19 protein-coding genes and 2 pseudogenes are annotated in these 23,037 nt (G+C 69.5%); 10 read left to right on the top strand and 11 right to left on the bottom strand.

Annotated elements, in window-relative coordinates; translation table 11 throughout:
- Positions 1 to 70: 70 nt before the first annotated feature.
- Positions 71 to 1,420: pseudogene (locus ACHFFZ_RS09615) on the bottom strand (GntP family permease).
- 386 nt (positions 1,421 to 1,806) lie between these two features.
- Here ACHFFZ_RS09615 and ACHFFZ_RS09610 point away from each other — a divergent pair.
- A complete protein-coding gene (locus ACHFFZ_RS09610; protein ID WP_394276416.1) occupies positions 1,807 to 2,673 on the top strand; it encodes an ABC transporter ATP-binding protein in 867 nt (288 codons plus the stop codon).
- Positions 2,673 to 5,204, top strand: a complete 2,532-nt coding sequence (locus tag ACHFFZ_RS09605) for an ABC transporter permease (RefSeq protein WP_394276415.1) — start codon at positions 2,673 to 2,675, stop codon at positions 5,202 to 5,204. The genes ACHFFZ_RS09610 and ACHFFZ_RS09605 overlap by 1 nt, the downstream gene beginning before the upstream one ends.
- A gap of 415 nt (positions 5,205 to 5,619) precedes the next feature.
- On the opposite strand, the gene ACHFFZ_RS09600 is transcribed toward ACHFFZ_RS09605, so the two are convergent.
- Genes ACHFFZ_RS09600 through ACHFFZ_RS09590 form a run of 3 tightly spaced genes read right to left on the bottom strand, consistent with a single transcriptional unit; the run spans position 5,620 to position 6,986 of the window.
- Positions 5,620 to 6,015 carry a hypothetical protein gene (locus ACHFFZ_RS09600; RefSeq protein ID WP_394276414.1) on the bottom strand — a complete coding sequence of 132 codons (396 nt, stop codon included), beginning with the start codon at positions 6,013 to 6,015 and terminating at the stop codon, positions 5,620 to 5,622.
- A 46-nt stretch (positions 6,016 to 6,061) separates the two neighbouring features.
- A complete protein-coding gene (locus ACHFFZ_RS09595; protein ID WP_394276413.1) occupies positions 6,062 to 6,424 on the bottom strand; it encodes a helix-turn-helix domain-containing protein in 363 nt (120 codons plus the stop codon).
- A gap of 10 nt (positions 6,425 to 6,434) precedes the next feature.
- Entirely contained in the window at positions 6,435 to 6,986 is a 552-nt protein-coding gene (locus ACHFFZ_RS09590; protein WP_394276412.1) for a hypothetical protein, read from the bottom strand.
- Positions 6,987 to 7,116: 130 nt separating this feature from the next.
- Here ACHFFZ_RS09590 and ACHFFZ_RS09585 point away from each other — a divergent pair, with 130 nt between their 5' ends.
- Complete coding sequence (locus ACHFFZ_RS09585; protein WP_394276411.1) at positions 7,117 to 7,509, top strand: hypothetical protein; 393 nt, start codon at positions 7,117 to 7,119, stop codon at positions 7,507 to 7,509.
- A 40-nt stretch (positions 7,510 to 7,549) separates the two neighbouring features.
- On the opposite strand, the gene ACHFFZ_RS09580 is transcribed toward ACHFFZ_RS09585, so the two are convergent.
- Positions 7,550 to 8,635, bottom strand: coding sequence for an NADH:flavin oxidoreductase/NADH oxidase (locus ACHFFZ_RS09580; protein WP_394276410.1), 1,086 nt, complete (start codon positions 8,633 to 8,635; stop codon positions 7,550 to 7,552).
- A gap of 129 nt (positions 8,636 to 8,764) precedes the next feature.
- Here ACHFFZ_RS09580 and ACHFFZ_RS09575 point away from each other — a divergent pair, with 129 nt between their 5' ends.
- Complete coding sequence (locus ACHFFZ_RS09575) at positions 8,765 to 10,096, top strand: MFS transporter (RefSeq protein WP_394276409.1); 1,332 nt, start codon at positions 8,765 to 8,767, stop codon at positions 10,094 to 10,096.
- Here the strand turns inward: ACHFFZ_RS09575 and ACHFFZ_RS09570 are convergent.
- From ACHFFZ_RS09570 to lipB, 4 genes and pseudogenes are all read right to left on the bottom strand, one after another.
- Positions 10,077 to 10,358, bottom strand: a complete 282-nt coding sequence (locus tag ACHFFZ_RS09570) for a hypothetical protein (RefSeq protein ID WP_394276408.1) — start codon at positions 10,356 to 10,358, stop codon at positions 10,077 to 10,079. The genes ACHFFZ_RS09575 and ACHFFZ_RS09570 overlap by 20 nt on opposite strands.
- A 121-nt stretch (positions 10,359 to 10,479) precedes the next feature.
- Entirely contained in the window at positions 10,480 to 11,403 is a 924-nt protein-coding gene (gene lipA, locus ACHFFZ_RS09565) for a lipoyl synthase (protein WP_394276407.1), read from the bottom strand.
- Positions 11,400 to 11,654 carry a hypothetical protein gene (locus ACHFFZ_RS09560; RefSeq protein ID WP_394276417.1) on the bottom strand — a complete coding sequence of 85 codons (255 nt, stop codon included), beginning with the start codon at positions 11,652 to 11,654 and terminating at the stop codon, positions 11,400 to 11,402. The genes lipA and ACHFFZ_RS09560 overlap by 4 nt, the downstream gene beginning before the upstream one ends.
- A 270-nt stretch (positions 11,655 to 11,924) precedes the next feature.
- Positions 11,925 to 12,335 (bottom strand): annotated as a pseudogene (gene lipB / locus ACHFFZ_RS09555) (lipoyl(octanoyl) transferase LipB); the annotation flags it as partial.
- A gap of 221 nt (positions 12,336 to 12,556) precedes the next feature.
- Here lipB and putP point away from each other — a divergent pair.
- Together putP and ACHFFZ_RS09545 are read left to right on the top strand one after the other, a co-directional pair.
- Positions 12,557 to 14,065: a sodium/proline symporter PutP gene (putP, locus tag ACHFFZ_RS09550; protein WP_394276406.1), complete on the top strand. Its 1,509-nt coding sequence runs from the start codon at positions 12,557 to 12,559 to the stop codon at positions 14,063 to 14,065.
- A gap of 182 nt (positions 14,066 to 14,247) precedes the next feature.
- On the top strand, positions 14,248 to 14,610 hold the full coding sequence (locus tag ACHFFZ_RS09545) for a NifB/NifX family molybdenum-iron cluster-binding protein (RefSeq protein ID WP_394276405.1): 363 nt from the start codon (positions 14,248 to 14,250) through the stop codon (positions 14,608 to 14,610).
- A gap of 93 nt (positions 14,611 to 14,703) precedes the next feature.
- On the opposite strand, the gene ACHFFZ_RS09540 is transcribed toward ACHFFZ_RS09545, so the two are convergent.
- Together ACHFFZ_RS09540 and ACHFFZ_RS09535 are read right to left on the bottom strand one after the other, a co-directional pair.
- On the bottom strand, positions 14,704 to 16,185 hold the full coding sequence (locus ACHFFZ_RS09540) for an amino acid permease (RefSeq protein ID WP_394276404.1): 1,482 nt from the start codon (positions 16,183 to 16,185) through the stop codon (positions 14,704 to 14,706).
- Between the two features lie 162 nt (positions 16,186 to 16,347).
- Positions 16,348 to 17,166: an IclR family transcriptional regulator gene (locus tag ACHFFZ_RS09535; RefSeq protein WP_394276403.1), complete on the bottom strand. Its 819-nt coding sequence runs from the start codon at positions 17,164 to 17,166 to the stop codon at positions 16,348 to 16,350.
- A 90-nt stretch (positions 17,167 to 17,256) separates the two neighbouring features.
- Between ACHFFZ_RS09535 and hutH the strand changes: the two genes are divergently transcribed.
- From hutH to ACHFFZ_RS09515, 4 genes are read left to right on the top strand one after another with little or no spacing between them, the layout of a single operon-like run.
- Positions 17,257 to 18,807 carry a histidine ammonia-lyase gene (hutH, locus tag ACHFFZ_RS09530; RefSeq protein ID WP_394276402.1) on the top strand — a complete coding sequence of 517 codons (1,551 nt, stop codon included), beginning with the start codon at positions 17,257 to 17,259 and terminating at the stop codon, positions 18,805 to 18,807.
- A complete protein-coding gene (gene hutI, locus ACHFFZ_RS09525) occupies positions 18,804 to 19,976 on the top strand; it encodes an imidazolonepropionase (protein ID WP_394276401.1) in 1,173 nt (390 codons plus the stop codon). The genes hutH and hutI overlap by 4 nt, the downstream gene beginning before the upstream one ends.
- Positions 19,973 to 20,947 carry a formimidoylglutamase gene (gene hutG, locus ACHFFZ_RS09520; protein ID WP_394276400.1) on the top strand — a complete coding sequence of 325 codons (975 nt, stop codon included), beginning with the start codon at positions 19,973 to 19,975 and terminating at the stop codon, positions 20,945 to 20,947. The genes hutI and hutG overlap by 4 nt, the downstream gene beginning before the upstream one ends.
- Positions 20,948 to 20,980: 33 nt before the next feature.
- Complete coding sequence (locus ACHFFZ_RS09515; protein ID WP_394276399.1) at positions 20,981 to 22,993, top strand: urocanate hydratase; 2,013 nt, start codon at positions 20,981 to 20,983, stop codon at positions 22,991 to 22,993.
- Positions 22,994 to 23,037: the final 44 nt, after the last annotated feature.

Here is a 23,037-nt window from a genome sequence, read left to right as displayed (position 1 = left end):
TCACCAGGGTCCGCCCGCCGTCTGTCAGGTCATGCGATGTCGCAGATCACGACGCCGCCCGGGGTGAGGCTCAGAGCACCGCGAAGAGCAGCAGCGAGCCGGCGAAGCCCAGCAGCGACTCCAGGGTCTGCTGCACCGTCCAGGTGCGCAGCGTGGTGGACACGTCCATGCCGAACAGCCGGCCCACCAGCCAGAAGCCGGAGTCGTTGACGTGGCTGCCGAAGACCGAGCCCGCGGCGGTGGCCAGGGTGATCGCGACCACCTCACCGCTGGAGAAACCGCCTGTGGCGACGGCGTGGGCCATCAGGCCGGTGGCGGTCACCAGGGCGACGGTGGCCGAGCCCTGCGCCAGGCGCAGCACGACGGCGATCACCCAGGCGGCGACGATCACGGGGAGGCCGATGCCCTCCATCGAGTCGCTGAGTGCCTGGCCGATGCCGGAGGTGCGCAGGACGCCGCCGAACATGCCGCCTGCGCCGGTGATGAGCACCACCGAGCAGATGGGGCCCAGCGAGGAGGCGACGATCTTCTCCAGCGCGGTGCCGTCCTCGCCGCGGGCGAAGCCGAGGGCGACCAGGGCCACCAGCACCGAGATGAGCAGGGCCACGGGTGAGGAGCCGAGCGTGCGGGCGACGTGGAACCAGGGGGCGTCCTTGGAGACGGCGCCGGCGGCGCGCAGGAAGTCGAGGCCGGTGTTCATGAAGATGAGCAGCATCGGCAGCAGCAGCACGAGCACCACGGTGGAGACCTTGGGCGGGTTCTTGACCGCGTCGCCGTCGATGGTGCCGAACAGGCCGTTGGTGTCGGTGAAGGGGAACTGGCGCGCGCAGACCTTGCCCCACAGGTAGCCCGAGACGTACCAGGTGGGGATGGCGATGAGCAGGCCGAGGGCCAGCACCAGGCCCAGGTTGGCGCCCTAGAGCTCGGTGGCGGTGACGGGGCCGGGATGCGGCGGCACGAAGACGTGCATCACCGAGAAGGCGACGGCAGACGGGATGGCATAGCGCAGCACGGGCCCGCCGAGACGGGCGGCGACGGCGAAGATGACCGGCAACATGACCACCAGGCCGGCGTCGAAGAACATCGGAAAGCCCATCAGCAGGGAGGCGACGCCCAACGCCAGGGGTGCGCGGGACTCACCGAAGAGACTGATCAGCCGGTCGGCCGGCGCCTGGGCGCCGCCGGAGTACTCGATGAGCTTGCCGAGCATCGCACCAAGCCCCACGAGCAGGGCCACCGACCCCAGTGTGTTGCCGAAACTGCTGGTCAGGGTGGGGACGATCTCGCCCGCCGGAATGCCGGTGGCGAAGGCGGTCGCCAGGCTGACCAGCACCAGGGTGAGGAAGGCGTGCAGCTTGAAGACGATCACCAGCACCAGGATCAGGGCGATGGCGGCGGCGGCGATGCCGAGCAGGGGCATGGCCCCCATTGTCTGGGTCCAGCCGTCGATCATGGGGACTCCCTGTGGGATGGGGACTCCCTGTGGGATGGGCTTTCCGCCAAGGCGGGGAAGGGGTGGTCCGGCCCGGACAGCGGTGGGGTTCAGTGCCGACCCTGCGGCCTCCTGGTGGACATCGTGACTCTAGCCCGCCAGGCCGCTGTGCCGGCAGCCTCCTCGGCACCCTCCTGGGCTCGGGCGCGCATCAGCCCGGCGGTTGAGCGACCAGGGGGTCCGCACCATCCCGTGGGATGACGTCGCGGGCGCCAGAAGGCCACCGTGGTCCGTCGCCAACGGCCCCGGTCCCTTCCTAGGCTTGCCGGGTCGGGAGCCATGGGGCTCCGCACCAGCGAGGAGAGGCTTCATCCATGTCGCACCCAGCATCCGAGCACGAGGTGGTCCACACGTCGGCCACGCTACGCCGTGGGGTGGCCTCGGCGTCGGAAACCGAGGCAGCCGCCCAGTCCGTCCGCCCCCGCCCCGCGCCGCGACCTTCGAGTGGTCGCAGTGGGGAACTGGCGGCCCAGGCCGTCGACCTGGTGAAGGTCTACGGTTCGGGACGCACCCAGGTGCGGGCACTCGACGGGGTGGACGTGGGCTTCGAGAAGGGCTCCTTCACCGCCATCATGGGCCCCTCCGGCTCGGGCAAGTCGACGCTGATGCACTGCCTGGCCGGCCTCGACCGGATCACCTCCGGGCAGGTGGTGATGGGCGACAAGGTGCTCAACGAGCTCAACGACAAGCAGCTCACCCTGGTGCGCCGCGACCGCATCGGCTTCGTCTTCCAGTCCTTCAACCTGCTGCCGACGCTGACGGCCCGGCAGAACATCGTGCTGCCGCTGGAGCTGGCGGGTAAGAAGCCGGACAAGGACTTCCTCGACCAGCTGGTGAACTCGCTGGGCCTCGACGAGCGCCTGGACCACCGCCCCAGCGAGCTCTCGGGCGGCCAGCAGCAGCGCGTCGCGATGGCCCGGGCGCTGGTCACCCGGCCCGACGTGATCTTCGCCGACGAACCGACCGGGGCCCTGGACTCCAAGACCGGCACGGCACTGCTGGGCTATCTGCGTCGATGCGTCGACGAGCTGGGCCAGACGATCATCATGGTCACCCACGACGCCAAGGCCGCGGCCCACGCAGACCGGGCCCTGATCCTGCTCGACGGCAGGATCGTCGACGACATCGACCGTCCCAGCGTCGAGTCGGTCAACCAGGCGCTGACCGAGGTGGGTGCCTGATGTTCGCCGACGCAGCACGCGAGGTGCGCCAGCACCCCGGGCGGATCGTCGCCACGCTGGTGGCGATCGCGATCAGCATCGCCTTCATGAGCGGTGTCAGCATCTTCATGGAGACCCAGTCGACGGCGACGGGCCGCTCGATGGCGCTGCCGAGCTCCACGGCAGACCTGGTGGTCGACATCGCCTCGGCCAAGGACGGCACCACCGACGCCCAGGTGCGCAAGGCGGTCATGGGCATCGACGGGGTGGAGGCCGCCGAGCCGAGCCTCAGCAGCGCCTCGGCCCTGAGCACCGACTCCGCCACCGTCTACGTCTCCCTCTATGGGACTCCCACCGAACGCTTCCGGTGGGCACAGCTCACCGAGGGGGCCTGGCCCACCAAGAAGGGCCAGGTGGCGCTGTCCGCCCAGCTCGCCGAGGAGCTGGAGGCGGGAGTGGGCGACACGGTGGCCAATGGGGACGAGAAGCTGACGGTGGTGGGTCTGTCGGACGACCCGCCCAGCATGTTCTTCCAGTCGGCCTACCTGGCGCCCTCCGCGCTGGCCGGCGAGGTGGGCTCGGCCGGCCCCAACCCCAGCTGGGTGCTGGCGCTGGCCGACGGCACCGATCCCGAGGCCATCCGGGACGAGCTGCGGCGCGTGCTGTCGCCGCTGGTCACGGACCCGGACGAGACCCCTGATGGTGCCACGGGCCGCAACCTGGAGGTGCGCACCAGCGAGCAGGCCCAGGAGGTCGCCATGGATGGGGTGACCGGCGACTTCGACGTGATGAAGTACGCCCTGTTCGTCTTCAGCGCCATCGCCGCCGTGGTGGGCCTGATCACCATCGCCAACACCTTCACCATCCTGCTGGCCCAGCGTCGTCGCCAGATCGGGCTCCTGCGGGCTGTGGGTGCCACCGGTGCGCAGGTGCGGCGACGTTTCCTGGCCGAGGCGGTGCTGCTGGGCATGATCGGCTCGACCCTGGGACTGCTGTTCGGCACGGTGCTGGCCTGGGCCGGGGCGAGTTACACCAGGGCGACCCGTTGGGGCCTGGGCTTCCCGTGGGGTGAGCTGGGCGCCGAGTTGCTCCTCGGCGTGGTGCTGACGGTGCTGGCCGCGATGCTTCCCGCACTGAAGGCCACCCGGGTCTCGCCGCTGGAGGCGCTGCAGCCGGTGGCCACCAGCGAGCAGGTGCGACGCACGTCGATCGTGCGGGCCCTGGTCTGTGGGCTGATCGCGCTGGCCGGTGCCTGGCTGGCCTGGCGCTCGTTGCGGGTGCCGGTGGGCGAGGACTCGTCGGCGGCCGACAACCCGGTGCTGCTGGCGGTGGGCGGTTCGCTGCTGATCACGATCGGCGTGCTCTTCGCCGCACCGATCTACATCCCGTGGGTGCTGCGCGCCCTGGGTCGCCTGGTGGGCTTCGCTGGTCCGTCGGCTCGCCTGGCGGCGAGCAATTCGGCGCGCAATCCGCGACGGGCTGCCGCGACGGCCACCGCACTGATGCTGGCCTGTGGCCTGATCGTCGCCCTGCAGGTGGGCAGCGCAACGGCCGAGCGCACCGTGCTGACCGAGATCGACTCGCGCTATCCGGTCGACGTCCAGGTCTTCAGCCTGGGTGACTTCACCTCGCAGGACCCGACGGCGGCTGCCCAGCGGGGGCTGTCGAGCCAGGTGGTGGCCAAGCTCAAGGATCTGCCGAATGTGGAGCGCAGCGTGGTGATGCAGGGCGGCACGGTGATGGACTCCGAGCACCAGCCGGTCACCGTGGTGGCGCTGGACCCGAAGGCCACGGCCATCGCCCGCGCCGACATGGCGGCCACCGTCCCCGAGGGCAGGGCACTCACCCAGGGGTACAAGGCGGGGACGAAGTTGACCTTCACCGGCAGCAAGGGCCAGTCGGTGACGCTGACCGCGTTGCCCGACGAGGCGGCCCCCATGGACGGGGTGGTGATCGTCTCGCCGAAGACGCTGGCGAAGCTGGTGGCCGATCCCAGCCCGCACCTGTACTGGGCCCGTCTGGCCGACCGGGATGACATGGGCGCGACGATGGCGCCGCTGCAGAAGGTGCAGCAGGCCTCCCCCGGCGTCTTCGCCACCGGTGCGGTGGCGGAGGCCTACATGGTGAGCCGGGTGCTGGACACCTTGCTGCTGATCACCTCGGCGCTGCTGGGCGTGGCGGTGCTGATCGCCCTGGTGGGTGTGGGCAACACCCTGGGCCTGAGCGTCCTGGAGCGCACCCGCGAGTCGGCCCTGTTGCGGGCGCTGGGGATGCAGCGCGCCGGGCTGCGGCTGATGCTGCTGGTGGAGGCGCTGCTGCTGGGCCTGGCCGGCGTGGTGGTGGGCGTCAGCGCCGGCACCTTCTTCGGCTGGCTGGGCATCAAGGCGCTGCTGCGGCAGGCGGGGATCGACGCTCCCATGCAGTTCGCGACCAACTGGCCGATGATGGTGGGCCTGATCACGATCACGCTGGTCGCGGCGGCGGTGGCCTCAGTACTGCCGGGCCGCAGGGCTGCCAATGCCACCCCGACGGAAGCCCTCGCCGCCGACTGACGCATCCGGCCCTGTCGGCCGCCCTTCCCCCGGGGTGGTTGGCGAGGCCGGACTGTCTTTCCAGAACTGTTGGGGGAGCGCCTTGCACGGTCTGGAGCGCCATTTCAGGCCATTCTTATTCTTTTCTTCTCATCCGGTTGGCTCTGGGACCCTCTAGGTGCTTGAATACGTTGCATCACCGCAGAGAAGTCCCGCAGGATCCATGACTTGCACGATCAACTCATGAGCCCGCGGTCGGCCAATCAGCACTGACACTCGTGGTGGTCCACATACGCCCTGGGGGTTGCTGGGGGTGACCAGCAGCCCCTAGGTGCCTCTTTTTTTGAACGTGCCAACAGCAGCGGCGGCGCCGACTGGGACGCCCGCCTCCATCGAGGAGAGCGCGGACGGACAGGCACCCTCAGGCTGGAGGCAGTTACCCTTCTTGGCTCGGAACCGAGAAGACGAGTTGCCCCCGCTGCATCATCGGCACCAGGAGCGTTGACCCCCACACACGCCGGGTGACATCCGCCAGCCCTTCACGCAGGTACGGCAGCAGCACCATCACGGCCACCTCGTTGGCGAACTGCGTCAGGAGCGGCAGTCCGACCGGCTCAGGTTCACCCGTCAAGGCATAGTGCGCCTCGTACCAGACCGCCGCGCGCCCACGATTGCTCTGCGCGTCGATCCGCACCCCGACCAGGAAGCTGTCAAAGGGCTTGGGGGCGTCTGGCCTTGCGATGCGAAGCTCGAAGGTCGGGGATGCCTCCACCTCGGCCGTCCCTGCCGCTGGATCCGACGCCGCTTCCGCACTCAGCAGGCGACAGGCCACCGACTGGAGTGAGGCCCGCTGGGCAAGTCGATGCAGCTCTTCCAACTCAGGCATCGGCCATGACCCCCGTCATGTCCGTGACAATCACGTCCCGTCCGGAGTCCATGAAGGTGAAGTCCTCCCCCGACGTCGTCGTCGCCACTGGCTGCTCCTCCACATCGTCCACCACCTCGATCCGCAGGCGGGCACCGACAGCCAGCGCATAGCGACGGAGGGTCGTGAGCGTGGGGTTCGAGTCATACCGCTCGAACTGCGAGACCGCCGACTGGCTCATCCCCATGCGCTCGGCAACGTCCTTCTGGGTCATGCGCTTCTCGCGCAGCTCCACCAGGTCGAACTTCAGGTCCTCAAGCGCTTCAACCAGGGCGTCGGCTCGCGCCTGCACCACCTCGAACGGTTCGTTGTTCATAAGTTTGAGCTTATGCTCGGGTGGGAGTGTTTTCAAGCCCACGAGGATGGGCCTCCTGAAGCTCAGGTACCCCCCAGCAACAGTGGGCCTCCTGCCGGTAGATGCTCGCGGCACGGGCGATCTCCGCGTCCTGCATGGCTTCGGTTTCCACGTCCGACCAGCCGAACCTCTTCTCGTGACCATGCAACCCCAAAAACCAGGACTCACCATCCCGTTCTGCGTAGTAGAGGCGAACATGCACATTTCTCTCCGGCAGGAACAAGCCTGAGACCGGGTCCCGATCGACCACCCGTACGTCCTCGGTCCACCGAATCTCATACAGCTCAGGATCCTTTCGGATCGGCTTGCACTCCTCGCGCGGACGAAGGCGGCCTCTCTCTGCCTGTCGCAACCGGCCCTTCAGTACGGCCACCACATCCGCCCGGGCTTCCACGCTCGGCCAGTCCACACCCAGCGCATCCACCAAGTACTCACATGCCTCCTCAAGATGCCGCTGAGACACGCAACTGCGCCAGTAGAACACCGCGCGCTTCTTGGAGGTTCGCTGGGAAGTCCTGGCCATGCTCGCACGCTATCCGCAGCCACCGACAAAATCCCTGGGGTGGCGAGCACCCAGAAGAGCCAACCGCATCGCAGGACGAGCACGCCGAAAATGGTGTGTAGCGAGCCCGGTGCTGCCTACAGTGGCCTGCATGAGCCAACGCCAGCAGGATGCCCGCCGCCGCGTCGAACTGGCCGAGCAGCAGGCCAAGGCGGAGGCAGTCGTCGCCCAGCAGATGATCGACGAGTTCGTCGCCGAGGCCACCCGCCGAGGCATCGCACCCACCCCGCTGCGCGCCACCACCCTGCAGGGCCACCAGGTCAAGACCGACCGGCAGGGCTGGTACCTGCGGCAGAACCAGTCCATCGCCATCGGCACCGACGGCGGCTACTACGTCCTCACCGTCCCGGCCGGGGCGATGGCCCGGCTCACCGGCGTGAAGCTCCAGCCCACCGACCCCCCACTGGTGGTGGGGCGCGGCGGGCGTGACGGCGAGACCGGCGACCTGCGCGAATTCCTCGACTGGCGCCTGGCCGCCGGCTGACCGTCGCCTGCCCCGCCCCCTCAGCTCAGCTCGGCTCAGCTCAGCGCCAGTAGCCACGCCAGCGCTGCTTGGGCCACGGCGCGTCCTCATTGGGCACGCCCAGCACGTGCGCGGCGCGCAGCGGCCAGTTCGGGTCGCGCAGCGCCTCCCGGCCCAGCATCACCGCATCGGCCCGGCCCTCGGCGATGATCTGCTCCGCCTGCTCCGGGGTCTCGATGATGCCCACCGCGCTGGTGGCGATGCCCGCCTCGCGCCGCACCTGTTCGGCGAAGGGCACCTGGTAGCCGGGGCCGACGGGAATCTGCGCCATCACATTGCCGCCGGTGGAGCAGTCCACCAGGTCGACGCCATGCTCCTTGAGCAGCTGGGCCAGGGCGACGGAGTCCTCGACGCTCCATCCCTCCTCGACCCAGTCGGTGGCCGAGATCCGCACCGCCAGCACCCCCTGGTAGCGCTGCCGGATCGCGTCGACCACCTCGAGCACCAGGCGCACCCGGTTCTCGAAGCTGCCACCCCACCGGTCGGTGCGGGTATTGCTCAGCGGCGAGTAGAACTGGTGCAGCAGGTAGCCATGGGCAGCGTGCACCTCGACCACGTCGAAACCGGCCTTCTCGGCACGCACCGCGGCCTCGGCGAAGGCCTCCACCACGCGGGCGATGCCGTCCTCGTCGAGGGCCTTCACCTCGGTGGTGAACTCCTCACCGGCACCGCGCGCACCAGTGGGGCCGACCGGCTGCCAGCCGCCCTCCTCCACCGGGACGGTGCGCGGCGCGACGCCCTGCCACCAGCGGTCGGTGCTCGCCTTGCGGCCGGCATGGGCGATCTGGATGCCGGTGCTGGCGCCGTGGGAGTGCATGAAGGCGTTGATCCGGCGCCAGGCCGCGACGTGCTCGCCGCCCCAGATGCCGGCGTCGAAGGGGCTGATCCTGCCCTCGGGCAGCACGGCGGCCGCCTCGCTCACCACCAGGCCCCAGCCACCGGCGGCGAAGCTGCCGTAGTGCACCAGATGCCAGTCGCCGACGACGCCGTCGCGCTCCTCGACGCTGTACTGGCACATGGGCGAGACCCAGGCACGGTTGCGGACCTCGAGCCCGCGAAGGCTGATCGGTTCGAAGAGGGAAGACATGTCCCCATTCAAGCCTGGCGGTCAAGTCCGCGGCGGCCACCCGCCCCATCCGGCCTCGTGGGAGCTCCTCGCGCCGGCCCGGTAGCATCGCAGGGTCCCGCACCCGCGGGACCAGACCAGGAGGATGCCGTGCAGTTCGTGCAGAACCTGCGACGCCTCCTGCGCCACGACCGCTTCCGCAAGCTGGTCACCATCCGCGCCCTGACCCAGTGCGCCGACGGCACCCTGCAGGTGGGCATGGCCAGCCACATCCTGTTCAACCCCGCCCAGCAACCCACCGCCTGGGCGATCGCGGCGATGTTCGCCATCACCCTGATGCCCTTCAGCATCGTCGGCCCCTTCGTCAGCGGACTGCTCGACCGGTGGTCGCGCCGCACCGTGGCGGTGGTGGTGGACGCGACGCGCTGCGTCCTGGCACTGGTGATCGCGGCGATCGTCGCCACCGGCTCGACGGCACCGCTGGTCTCCACCGCCCTGTTCGGCTGCCTGATGGTGGCGCTGGCCCTCAACCGTTTCGTGCTGGCCGGGCTCAGCGCCGGGCTGCAGCACACCATCGACGACGACGAATTCCTCACCGCCTCGGCGGTGATGCCGATGATCGGCCCCACCACCCTGCTGCTGGGCGGGGCGCTGGCCGGAGCAATCCGGCTGGCCAGCCCCTGGCCGGCCGCGATGGCCGATGCCGTCATCTTCTGCTGCGCCGCCGCGATGTGGGCCACCTCGAGCCTGGTGGCCTCCCGGTTGTCGCCGCGCAGCCTCGGCCCGCTCGACCCCGCACCCCGGACCCGCTTCGTCGAGACCCTGCACGCCCTCCACGACGCCGGCCGCCATCTGGCGCACCGGCGTCCCGCCCTGCTGGGGCTGGTGACCATCACCTACCAGCGGGTGCTCTACGGACTGACCCTGGTCAGCGTCCTGTTGCTCTTCCGCAACCACGTCCACGCCCCCACCGAGGTGAATGCGGCGATGGCCGACATCGGGCTGTGGATGGCCGCCAGCGGTGTGGGCTTCGCCTGCTCGGTGCTGCTGGTGCCGCCGCTGGCGCACCGGCTGGGGATGCGCGGCAGCATCGTGGTGGTGCTGCTGGCCAGCGCGCTGGTGCAGCTGCTGCCCGGTCTGGTGCTGCGGCGCTGGCCGCTGGTGGTGGCGAGCTTCTTCATCGGCTGGTTCGCGCAGTCACTCAAGATCTGCATCGACACCGTCGTCCAGGCCCATGTCGACGACGAGGTGAAGGGGCGCGTCTTCGTCATCTACGACGTGGTCTTCAATGCCGCGATCGTGCTCGCCTCGGTGCTGGCGGCGGCCATCATCCCGCCCGGCGGCGTCTCACGCCCGCTGATGGTGGCCATCGGCCTGGGCTACCTTGCCCTGGCCACCGGCTTCTGGCTGGCGAGCCGCCCGATGGGCTCGGCCGTCTTCAACCGCGGCACGCAGCTGGGCCTCACCAGTACTCGCGCGTGATCCTCTCGGGCAGCCGGCCCTGCTCCCGGTAGGCCCGGCTGATCGCCGCGGCGATCCGGGTGGCCAGCGACAGGTCACAATTGGTGGGCTTCAGCTTGTCGATGCGATGGCAGATGCCCTGGTCGATGACATAGCGGTGGAAGCCGTGGGTCTGCGAACTCAGCTGCACCCAGGTCTCGTAGATGGCCTGCTTGTCGTCGGCCTCCATCAGCACCAGGTCGAAACCCGTCGACGTGTGCTCCTGCATCCCCCCGGTCATCATCGGTCCCCTCCTGTTGTCTGCAAGGAAATCGGCGCTCCCTGGCAACGATCCCTGCCCACATGGTGCACGAGGGCCGGGCGGGTGTCCCACCGCCCGGCCGTCGCCGTGCTGTGCTGCCAGATCAAGCGCGGGCCTCGATCGCCTGGCGGTAGAGGCGGCCGGCGCGGTACGAGGAGCGCACCATCGGGCCGCTCATCACGCCGCTGAAGCCGATCTCGGTGGCCTCCTCGGCCAGCTCGTCGAACTCCTCCGGGGTCACCCAGCGGTCGATGGGCAGCAGGGTGACGGCCGGGCGCAGGTACTGCGTGAGGGTCAGCAGCTCGGTGCCGGCATCGTGCAGGTCCTGCATGGCCAGGCTGATCTCCTCGCGGGTCTCACCCATGCCCAGGATCAGGTTGCTCTTGGTCACCAGGCCGGCCTCGCGGGCCATGGTGAGCACCTCGAGCGAGCGCTCGTAGCGGAAGCCGGGGCGGATGCGCTTGAAGATGCGCGGCACAGTCTCCACGTTGTGCCCGAAGACCTCGGGCCGGGCCTCGAAGAGCTGGTCAAGGAATTCCTTCTTGCCGCTGAAGTCGGGCGCGAGCATCTCGACGCCCACGCCCGGGTTCAGCCCGTGCACCTTGCGGATCGTCTCGGCATAGAGCCAGGCACCCTCGTCTTCAAGGTCGTCGCGGCAGACACCGGTGATGGTGGCGTACTTCAGCCCCATCTTCTGCACGCTCTCGGCCACGCGCACCGGCTCGGCCGGGTCATAGCCCTCGGGCTTGGCGGACTCGATCTGGCAGAAGTCGCAGCGACGGGTGCACTGGTCACCGCCGATCAGGAAGGTGGCCTCGCGGTCCTCCCAGCACTCGAAGATGTTCGGGCAGCCAGCCTCCTGGCACACCGTGTGCAGGTCCTCGCCCTTCACCAGGTTCTGCAGGTCGCGGTACTCGGGACCCATCACGGCCTTGGTCTTGATCCACGACGGCTTGCGCTCGATCGGGGTCTGGGAGTTCTTGACCTCGACGCGCAGGAGCTTTCGGCCTTCAGGTGCAATCGTCACTTCTTCAGGTTACCTTCCCGGGAAAGGTGGGCCGCGAGCAGCGGTTCCAGCCGCTCGGCGAGCTCCACGAGGGTCGGCGGCGGGCCGTCCATCTCGGCCGCCATGGTGGTGACACCGGCGTCACTGATGCCGCACGGCACGATGTTGTCGAACCCGTCCAGCGTGTTGGAGACATTGATCGAGAAGCCGTGCAGGGTGGTCCGCTTCGTCACCCGGATGCCAATGGCGCAGATCTTGCGTTCCGGGCGCATCCCCTGGCGAGGGGGGCCGACCCCCCTCGAACCCCCCGCGCTCCGCGCGTCATCGAACGGTCCTCGCACGCTCGGACCATGCCCGCTGCGCTCCGCACCACCCATCGCCTGCCCGACGGCCGGGGCCTGGCCCTCGACGCTGGCCAGCTGCAGACCTCCCGTGGCGGGCGCGGCCACCGCGGGGGCATCGAAGGTGAAGTTGCCGGTGCGGTCGGTGTCGCCGGCCCTGTGGTGACGGCCTGGCTCCACCAGCGGAACGGTGCTGGGGTCGTCGGCGGGCAGCCACACCCCGGTGCGCCCCGGCACCCGTCCCGCAAGGATGCCGTAGCTGGCCAGGACGTCGATGACGGCCTGCTCGACCCGACGCACGTGGTCCACCACGCCAACCCGGTCGGGCAGCTGGACGATCGGGTAGCCGACGAGCTGGCCCGGCCCGTGCCAGGTGATGTTGCCGCCGCGGTCGACATCGACCACCGGGGTGCCGTCGAAGGGCCGCTCATGGGGTTTGGTCTGGCGGCCCGCGGTATAGACGGGGTCGTGCTCGACGAAGATCACCTGGTTGCCGGTCTCGCCCGAGGCAACCCGGGCGTGCACCTCCCGCTGGTGCTCCCAGGCCTCGTGGTACTCCACCCGGCGCGGCGGGTGGTCCTTCAGGCCCAGGTACTCGAACTCGACACTCACCCGGCCGAGCCTACGCCGTCGCCAATCACTCCCGAACGGGCACGAGTTGAGGGTGATCCGCAGGAAAATGGCCAGATCCGCATGCTGCAACCTACGGATGGCAACACTTTTTTGCGGATCGCGGCCGACGAGGCGTCCGCCGACCGGAGCGTGGATCAACCCCGGGGCGATCCTGCGCGCGGTATCGTTCGACGACCCCATCGACGTGCGAGAGGCTCCCCATGAGCGACACCGCCTTCCAGACCATCGCGATGGTGGCCTACATGGCCGCCATGCTGTTCATCGGCTGGTACTCCTACCGCAAGACCAAGAACCTGAACGACTACATGCTGGGCGGACGCGACCTGCACCCGGCCGTCGCAGCCCTGTCCGCCGGTGCCGCCGACATGTCCGGTTGGCTGTTGATGGGCCTGCCCGGCGCCATCTACGCCAAGGGCCTGGTGGAGGCCTGGATCGCGGTGGGCCTGACCGTCGGCGCCTGGCTGAACTGGAAGGTGGTCGCCCCGCGCCTTCGCGCCTACACGCAGGAGGCCAATGACTCGATCACCGTGCCCAGCTTCCTGGAGAACCGCCTGCACGACCGCAGCCGCCTGCTGCGCGTCGTCTCGGGCCTGATCATCCTGGTCTTCTTCACCTTCTACGTCAGCTCCGGCATGGTGGCCGGCGGCGTCTTCATGCAGTCCAGCTTCGGCATCAACTACCGCACCGGCATGCTCGTCGTGGCCGGCGTCACCATCGCCTACACCCTGTTCGGCGGCTTCCTGGCCGTCAGCTACACCGACTTCGTGCAGGGCCTGATGATGTTCGCCGCCCTGGTGGCCGTCCCGCTGGTGGGCCTGGTGAACCTGGGTGGCCTCGGCGAGGTCTCGCGCCTGGTGCAGGCCTCCGACGCGCGGGCCGGCATCGACCGGATGGCCGTGCTGCCGCACCCGTTCACCTCGGTGGCGCTGATGGGCATCATCTCTGCCCTGGCCTGGGGCCTGGGCTACTTCGGACAGCCGCACATCATCGTGCGCTTCATGGCGCTGCGCTCCACCGCCGAGGCCCGCGCGGGACGTCGTATCGGCATCGGCTGGATGCTCTTCGCCGTCGTGGGCGCCATCGCCACCGCCCTGGTCGGTGTGGCCTGGCACCAGAAGAACGGCGTGACGCTGGCCGATCCCGAGACCGTCTACATCAAGATGGGCCAGATTCTCTTCCACCCGCTGATCGCCGGCTTCATGCTGGCCGCGGTGCTGGCGGCGATCATGTCGACCGTCTCCAGCCAGCTGCTGGTCACCTCTTCGGCCCTGGTGGAGGACATCTACAAGGCCCTGGACAGGAACGACCGCACCGACGGCCACCACGTGCTGATGGGGCGCATGGCTGTCCTGGTGGTCTCCGTCGTGGCCGCCGCGATGGCGTGGACGCAGAACGACACGATCCTGGCGCTGGTGGCCTTCGCCTGGGCCGGCTTCGGTGCCTCCTTCGGCCCGGTGGTGCTGCTCAGCCTGTTCTGGCGCAAGCTCACCACGGCCGGGGCCCTGGCCAGCATGGTCACCGGTGCCCTCATGGTGGCCTGGTGGGGCAATGTCGAGGGCGGCATCTTCGACCTCTACGAAATCCTGCCCGGCTTCCTCGCCGCCCTGCTGGTGGCCGTCGTGGTCAGCCTGGTCACCCACCGCCCCCACGACGAGATCACGCGCCAGTTCGACGCCACGGTGCACGCCGTCAAGCACGCCCACGACTGAGAGCGGCTGGTCCCGCGTCCACAAACCACGTCGAGAGCGCCCCTGGTTGCAGATGCTGCGGTGTGGGGCGCCGTGGGTGTGGTTTGTGGACGGGGCGCCCAGTATCCCACCCCTTGGTGCCACGTAGCCTAGGAATGAGGTCCGGCAGCCCGTCCGGGCGACCTGAGCAACGAGGAGCACCGATGATCCTGGCAACCCCCACCACTGCCGACGGCCTCAGCGCCCACGCCTGGGGACGGGCCCACTGGGTTGGCGTCGCCGAGGTGCAGCCGTCGGCCACCGGACCGGTCGTGGTCGACTGGCAGGTGCACGAAGTGGCCTGGGACGAGTCGCACGACGCCGGCACCCACGGTGCGCACCATGCCCGGATCGTGCGCTTCCTCAAGGAGCAGGCAATCCAGGCGGTCGTCGTGGACCACATGGGTGAAGGGATGCAGCGCGTCATGCACTCCATGGGCATCCCGATCCTGCCCGCCACCGAGGGCGATGCCCGCACCTCGGTAGTGGCGGCCCTGGCGGCGGTGCAGCAGGCCGAACAGGACTGAGGTCGCCACCGAGTCGGGCAGGAAGCCCGCCGGGGACGACCGGAGCCCGGCACCCCTCGAGGGGTACCGGGCTCCTGTCGTGCGTCGGGAAGGCTACTTGACCGGCTTCATCAGCTGCGTCTCGTCGGTCAGCTCGTGCACGGTGCGACCCTCACCCTTGACCCACAGGCTGTAGGCGATGGCCAGCAGCACCACCCAGGCCACGCCGACGATCAGCGCGATACGGGTCTCGGGGAACCAGCCGAGCACCAGCACCACGAAGACCATGAAGACCAGCGAGGCATAGCTGGCGATGGGCCACAGCGGCACCTTGAACTCGCTCTCGGGACGGCCCTTGGCGGCGATCTCGCGACGCATGGCGATGTGGGACAGCAGGATCATGAACCACACCAGCACCGTGGCGAAGGTGGCGATGGAGGCGATCAGGTCGAAGACATTCTTCGGCATGACAGCGTTGAGCACGGCGGCGATCACCAGTGCCCCGCACATCACCAGCACGGTGAGCCAGGGCACGCCGTGCTTGGAGACCGACGCGAAGGCCTTGGGGGCGTGGCCCTGCTGGGCCAGGCCGTAGAGCATGCGCCCGGCGCCGAAGGTGTCGGAGTTGATGGCCGAGACGGCGGCGGTGATGACGACCGCGTTCAGGATCGAGGGTGCGGCGGGCACGCCCAGCGAGCTGAAGATCTGGACGAAGGGGCTGGCCTCGCCGGTGATCGCATTCCACGGCACCAGCGCCATCACCACGCCCAGTGCCAGCACGTAGAAGAGCAGGATGCGCACCGGCACCGAGTTGATTGCCTTGGGGATGGCGCGCTTGGGGTCGGCGGCCTCGCCGGCGGTGATGCCGATGTTCTCGACGCCGCCGAAGGCGAAGACCACCACGGCCAGCGAGGCCACCATGCCGCCGATGCCGTTGGGGGCGAAGCCGCCGTGGTTGGTGAGGTTGTGCAGGCCCGCGCTGGTGCCGGGCTGGTAGCTGACCCCCTTGAGCATCAGTGCCAGGCCGCCCAGGATCATGGCGATGATGGCGCCGACCTTGACGATGGTGAGCCAGAACTCCAGCTCGCCGAAGACCTTCACGTTGCGGGTGTTGATGGCGCCGATGAAGCAGATCACCGCCGCCACCCAGATCCAGCGCGGGGTGTCGGGGAACCAGAAGCCCATGTAGATGCCGAAGGCGGTGACGTCGGCGACGGCCACCACGATCATCTCGAAGGTGTAGGACCAGCCGGTGACGAAGCCGGCGAAGGGCCCCAGGTAGCGGCTGGCGTACTGGCCGAAGGAGCCCGGGATCGGGTGGCGCACGGCCATCTCGCCCAGGGCTCGCATCACCATGAAGACGGCCGCGCCGGCGATGATGTAGACCAGCAGGACCGACGGGCCGGCCTTCTGGATGGCGCTGGCCGAGCCGTAGAACAGGCCGGTGCCGATCGCGGCGCCCAGCCCGATGAACTGGATGTGTCGCAGGCTCAGGCCGCGGGCCAGGCCGCCGGTCTCCTGCGGGACCCCGTACTCATTGCGGACCACCGGGGTGTGGGTGCCGTCCGCGTCGGGGGCAGGCTTGCCAAGGCTCATCTCTCATCTCCTCTTCACTGAGGTGGGCGCCGTGCCCGTAGCTCCCAGTCGACCTGACCCGATGCTTTCGCGAACAGGCCCGTCCACCCACAGCTGTCCCACATGTGGGACGGATCTGTGCACGACTGTGTCATGAGGTGCGGCCGTCATGAGGTGCGGCCGTCATGGGGTCCGCGGCGGGGCGGTGCTGCCCAGGCGGGCGTGCAGGCCCACCACGACGTGGCGGATCGCCTCCGCCAGCCGCTCGCGCTGCCCGGGCGTCACCTGCTCGGCCTCGAAGGTGAGGGCGACGGCCCCCACCGGAAAGCCGGCGCGGTCCACCACGGCCATCGCCACGGAGGCCAGCCCTGGGGTGACGCTGTGCTCCTCCACGGCATGGCCCCGCTGGCGCGTCTGGGCCAGGATCCGCCGCAGCTCGACCAGGCTGGAGGGGCCTCGGCCTTCGCGCTGCACCAGGGACCCGTCGTGCGGGAAGAGCGCCGCCACCTGGCTGTCGGGCAGGGCGGCGAGCATCGCCAGCCCAGAGGCAGTGACCTCGGCCGGCAACCGCACTCCCACGTCGGTCACCAGGCTGGGCCGGTGGGGGGCCCGCTCCTCGATGACGTAGACCACGTCGTGCCCATGCAGCACGGTGAAGTGGCCGCTGTGGCCGGTGTTGTCCACCAGCCGGCTGAGCATGGGCTTGGCCATGCGCTGCAGCGGATTCTGGCGCCGGTAGGCCCAGGCCAGCTCATAGGCGCCCACCCCCAGGGCCCAGCGGTTGCTGTCCGAGACGGGCATGACGAAGCCGTGCTCGGCCATCGTCGACAACAGCCGGTAGAGCGAGGCGCGCGGAATGCCCAGCTCGCGGGCGAGGTGGCCAGCCGCCAGCGGCTCGGGCGAGCTGGCCAGGGCTTCCAGCACCGCCAGGGTGCGGCTGGCGGCGGGGCTTGCCGTGGCCTGGCCTCGCGCCGGAGGCGACGGCTTCGTCGGGGAGCTCATGGCACCAGTGTGCACCTGGTCTCACTTGTGAGACTCGACCCCGACCCAAGCCCTTGCCGTGCCAAGGACCTCTGCGGATGGAATGGGCCCATGAGCACCGACATCCAGCTTGGCGTGACCCCGCTCGAGATCGACGAGGTCGTCGCCGTCGCCCGCCAGGGCGTCACCGTCAGCGTCCACCCCGAGGCCATGGAGGAGGTGCGTCGCAGCCGCAAGGTCATCGAGGACCTCGCCAGCGACACCGTGCCCCACTACGGCGTCTCCACCGGCTTCGGGGCACTCGCCACCGTCCACATCCCCACCGAGATGCGCGCCCAGCTGCAGCGCTCCCTGGTGCGCAGCCACGCCGCCGGCAGCGGCCCCGAGGTGGAGCGCGAGGTGGTGCGCGCACTGATGCTGTTGCGCATCCAGACGCTGTCCACCGGCCGCACCGGCATCCGCCCCGAGACCCTCGAGACCTATGTCGCCATGCTCAATGCCGGCATCACCCCCGTCGTCCACGAGTACGGCTCGCTGGGTTGCTCGGGCGACCTGGCCCCGCTGGCCCACTGCGCCCTGGCCCTGATGGGCGAGGGCGTCGTGCGCGATGCCGCCGGCGAGAAGATGGATTCCGCCAAGGCACTGGAGGCCGCCGGCATCACCCCGGTCGTGCTCACCGAGAAGGAGGGCCTGGCGCTGATCAACGGCACCGACGGCATGCTCGGCATGCTGTGCCTGGCCATCCACGACCTGCGCAAGCTCTACACCGTCGCCGACCTCGCCGCCGGCATGAGCATCGAGGGCCTGCTCGGCTCCGACTCCCCCTTCGCCCCCGACATGATGGCGCTGCGTCCCCACCCGGGCCAGGCCACCGCCGCCGCCAACCTGGTCAAGGTGCTGGCCGACAGCCCGATCCGCGACAGCCACCGCGACCCGGCCAAGGACACCCGCGTGCAGGACGCCTACTCGCTGCGCTGCACCCCGCAGGTCAACGGCGCCGGCCGCGACACCATCGACCACGTCGCCACCGTCGCCGGCCACGAGCTGGCCTCGGCCGTCGACAACCCGGTGGTCACCCACGACGGCCGGGTGGTCTCCAATGGCAACTTCCACGGCGTGCCCGTCGCCTACGCGCTGGACTTCCTGGCCATCCCGGTCGCCGACCTGGCCAGCATCAGCGAGCGCCGCACCGACCGCTACCAGGACGTCGCCCGCAACCAGGGCCTGCCCGCCTTCCTGGCCGACGACCCGGGCACCGACTCGGGCCACATGATCGCCCAGTACACCGCCGCCGGCATCGTCAGCGAGCTCAAACGCCTGGCGGTGCCCGCCAGCGTCGACTCGATCCCCTCCAGCGCCATGCAGGAGGACCACGTCAGCATGGGCTGGGCCGCCGGTCGCAAGCTGCGCCGGGCTGTCGACGGCCTGGCCCGCGTGCTGGCCATCGAGGTGCTCACCGCTGCCCGCGGCATCGAGCTGCGCAAGCCGCCCCAGCCCGGCCCGGCCTCGGCCGCCGTCATCGAGCTGCTGCACGTCGATGGCTACCAAGGTGTGGGCCCCGACCGCTTCCTGGCCCCCGAGATCGAGCTGGTGCACCAGGCGATCGTCGACGGCCGCCTGCTGGAGGCCGTGAACGCCGCCCTGCCGGAACCGCTGGCATGAGCTCCACCCTGCTGACCGGCATCGGCGAACTGGTCACCTGCGACGAGGACGGCCAGGCCGCCATTGGTGCCCGCAGCGGCCAGACCGTCGTCGTCGAGGACGGGCTGGTCGCCTGGGTGGGGGATGCCACCCAGGCGCCGGCCGCCGACGCCCGCCACGACCTGGGCGGGCGCACGGTGCTGCCGGGCTTCGTCGACAGCCATTCGCACCTGGTCTTCGACGGGGACCGCTCCGAGGAGTTCGTCGCCCGGATGACCGGGGCGCGCTATGACGGCGGTGGCATCGGCAACAGCGTGAACGCCACCCGCGGGGCCAGCGACGCCGAGCTCGACCGTCTGGTGGGCATCCGGCTCGACGAGATGCGTCGCCAGGGCACCACCACCGTCGAGATCAAGGGTGGTTACGGACTGGATGTCGCCAACGAGGCGCGCAGCCTTCGGATCGCGCGTCGCCACACCAGCGAGACCACCTTCCTGGGAGCGCACGTGGTGCCGGCCGAGTTCACCGACGACCGCGCGGGCTATGTGGAGCTGGTCACCGGCGAGATGCTGGAGGCCTGCGCCCCGCACGCCCGCTGGATCGACGTCTTCTGCGAGCCCAACTCCTCGCACGCCTTCACCGGCGAGGAGTCGCGCACGGTGCTGGAGGCCGGCCGCGCGGCCGGTCTGGAGCTGCGCGTGCACGGCAACCAGATCGGTCACGGGCCGGGTGTGCAGCTGGCCGTCGAGCTGGGTGCGGCCAGCGTCGACCATTGCACCTTCCTGTCCGAGGCTGACGTGGACGCGCTGGCGAACTCCTCGACGGTGGCCACCCTGCTGCCGGGCGTGGAGTTCTCCACGAAGTCGCCCTATCCGGATGCCCGGGCACTGTTGGATGCCGGTGTGCACGTCGCCCTGGCCAGCGACTGCAATCCGGGTACCTGCTACAGCTCGTCGATCCCCTTCTGCATCGCCCTGGCGGTGCGCGAGATGGGCATGACGCCCTCGGAGGCGGTGCTGGCGGTGACCCGTGGTGGCGCGGCGGCGCTTCGCCGCGAGGACATCGGACGGATCACGGTGGGCGCCCGCGCCGACCTGGCGGTGCTGGACGCCCCGAACCACCTGCACCTGAGCTACCGCCCCGGGGTGCCGATCGCCTCGACCCTGATGCTGGAAGGAGTGCTGCTGTGAGCCCCCACGTCTGGACGGGCCGCGACGACGGCCCCGGACCGGAGCACCGCCGCTGGCACCAGCAGGTGGAGGTGCTCGACGCCGTATCGACGCCGACCGAGGAGACGGCCGAGGCCGCCGCCCTGGTCGGCTTCTGCTGCGACGCCGGGGTGGCGCGCAACAAGGGACGCATCGGTGCCGCCCAGGCACCCGCGGCCCTGCGCACCGCGCTCGGTCCGCTGGCGGTCCACCAGCCGCTGCCGCTGCACGACCTGGGTGACGTGACGGTGACCGGCGACGAGCTGGAGACCGGCCAGGAGCAGATGGGCGAGCTGATCACCCGCGCCCTGGACTCCCACGGCCTGGTGGTGGTGCTGGGCGGTGGCCACGAGACGGCCTGGGCCAGCTACCTCGGCCGCACCGCCTCGTCCCGGCTGGACGGGCTGCGGGTGGGAGTGCTGAACCTGGATGCCCACTTCGACCTGCGCGAGGCAGATCGTCCCAGTTCGGGCACCCCCTTCCGACAGATGGCGATGGCCGACCAGGCCGCCGGTCGTGACTTCCGCTACATGGTGGCCGGCATCAGCCGGGCATCGAACACGAAGGTGCTCTTCGACACCGCGGAAGAGTTGGGGGTGGAGGTCGTCCTCGACGTCGACTGCCAGCCCCGCCACCTGGACCGGCTGCTGGAGGCCGTCGACGCCTTCCGCGTCCAGGTCGATGTGCTCCACCTGTCGATCGACCTCGACCTGCTGCCCGCCGCCGTCGCCCCCGGAGTGAGTGCCCCGGCCGGCCATGGCGTCCCGATGGAGGTCGTCGACGCCGTGGTGGCGCACGTGGCCGCCAGTGGGCAGCTGGTGATGGTCGACGTGGTGGAGCTCTGCCCGCCGCTGGACGTCGACGACCGCACTGCCCGTGCTGCCGCCCGCCTGGTGCACACCGCCGTCGAGCACTGGCATCCCCTCGCAGCCATCTCCGACACCGCCAACTGAGCCCTGATTTCCCTGATCACGAAGGAAGACACGATGACCTACGACAACCGCAGCACCGCCGCTGCGATGCAGATCAAGCTCGACGCCGAGTGGCCCGCCGATCCCGTCTTCGAGGAAGGCATCCGCCGGGCCCCCTCGCGTGGCTTTCGGCTGGATGCCGAGGACACCAAGACCGCCCTGCGCAATGCGCTGCGCTACCTGCCCGAGGAGCTGCATGAGCTGGCCGCCCCCGAGTTCCTGGAGGAGCTGCGCACCTACGGACGCATCTACGCCTACCGCTGGCGTCCGCAGGGGAACCTGTGTGGCAAGCCCATCGACGAGTACGAGGGCAACTGCGTCGAGGGCAAGGCCATGCAGGTGCAGATCGACAACAACCTGGACTTCGCCGTCGCGCTGTACCCCTACGAGCTGGTGACCTATGGCGAGACCGGCAGCGTGTGCGCCAACTGGCTGCAGTACCGGCTGATCATGAAGTACCTGGAGCAGATGACCCAGGACCAGACACTGGTGGTGATGAGCGGCCATCCGCTGGGCCTGTTCCCGTCGCGTCCCGAGTCGCCGCGGGTGCTGATCACCAACTCGCTGATGATCGGCCGTTTCGACAATGCCGACGACTGGGAGCGCGCCGAGGAGCTGGGTGTGGCCAACTACGGCCAGATGACCGCCGGCGGCTGGATGTACATCGGCCCGCAGGGCATCGTGCACGGCACCTTCAACACCCTGCTGACCGCCGGACGTCAGCGCCTGGGCATCCCCGCCGACGGCGACCTGTCGGGGGTGCTGTTCATCAGCTCCGGCCTGGGTGGCATGAGCGGCGCCCAGCCGAAGGCGGCGGAGATCGCACGGGCCGTCGGCGTCATCGCCGAGGTGGACCTGTCGCGCATCCAGACCCGCATCGACCAGGGCTGGATCGGGCACGTCTCCTCCGACCTCGACGAGGTCTTCCGGATCGCCAACGAGCACATCGAGTCAAGGACGCCGGCGAGCATCGCCTACCACGGCAACATCGTCGACCTGCTGCAGTACGTCGTGGACCACGGCATCTTGGTCCCGCTGCTGAGCGACCAGACCTCCTGCCACGCCCAGTACACCGGCGGATACTGCCCCGAGGGAATGACTTTCGACGAGCGCACCGAGCTGCTGGCCACCGACCGTGAGGAGTTCAAGCGCCGGGTCGACTCGACGCTGCGCCACCACTACGAGCTGGTGAAGACCCTCACCGAGCGCGGCACCTACTTCTTCGACTACGGCAACTCCTTCATGAGCGCCATCTTCGACTCGGGCATCACCGAGATCGCCAAGGGCGGCGACAACCGCAATGGCTTCATCTGGCCCTCCTATGTGGAGGACATCATGGGTCCGGAGCTCTTCGACTACGGCTACGGCCCCTTCCGCTGGGTCTGCCTGAGCCGCAAGCACGAGGACCTGGTCAAGACCGACCAGGCGGCGATGGACTGCATCGACCCGAACCGTCGTAGCCAGGACCGCGACAACTACAACTGGATCCGCGACGCGGAGCACAACCAGCTGGTGGTCGGCACCGAGGCGCGGATCCTCTACCAGGACGCCAAGGGCCGCTGTGACATCGCGCTGAAGTTCAACGAGATGGTGCGCAATGGCGAGGTGGGTCCGATCATGATGGGCCGCGACCACCACGACGTCTCGGGCACCGACTCGCCCTTCCGCGAGACCTCGAACATCAAGGACGGCTCGAACGTGATGGCGGACATGGCCACGCAGTGCTTCGCCGGCAATGCGGCGCGCGGCATGAGCCTGGTGGCGCTGCACAATGGCGGCGGCACCGGCATCGGCAATTCGATCAATGGCGGTTTCGGCCTGGTGCTGGACGGTTCGGAGCGGGTCGACGAGGTGATCAAGAGCTCGCTGATGTGGGACGTGATGTGTGGCGTGGCGCGGCGCAGCTGGGCGCGCAATGAGCACTCGATCGAGGTGGCGACCGACTTCAACACCGAGCGGGCCGGCCAGGCGCAGATCACCCTGCCCTACCTGGTCTCCGACGAGCTGGTGGACCGTCTGGTCCAGTGACGTGCAAGGGCTGACGGCCGCCCCGCACCTCGGTGCGGGGAGAA

It is taken from the genome of Luteococcus sp., assembly GCF_043424415.1.
GTDB lineage: Bacteria > Actinomycetota > Actinomycetes > Propionibacteriales > Propionibacteriaceae > Luteococcus.
This window is presented reverse-complemented; position numbering and strand designations above follow the sequence as displayed.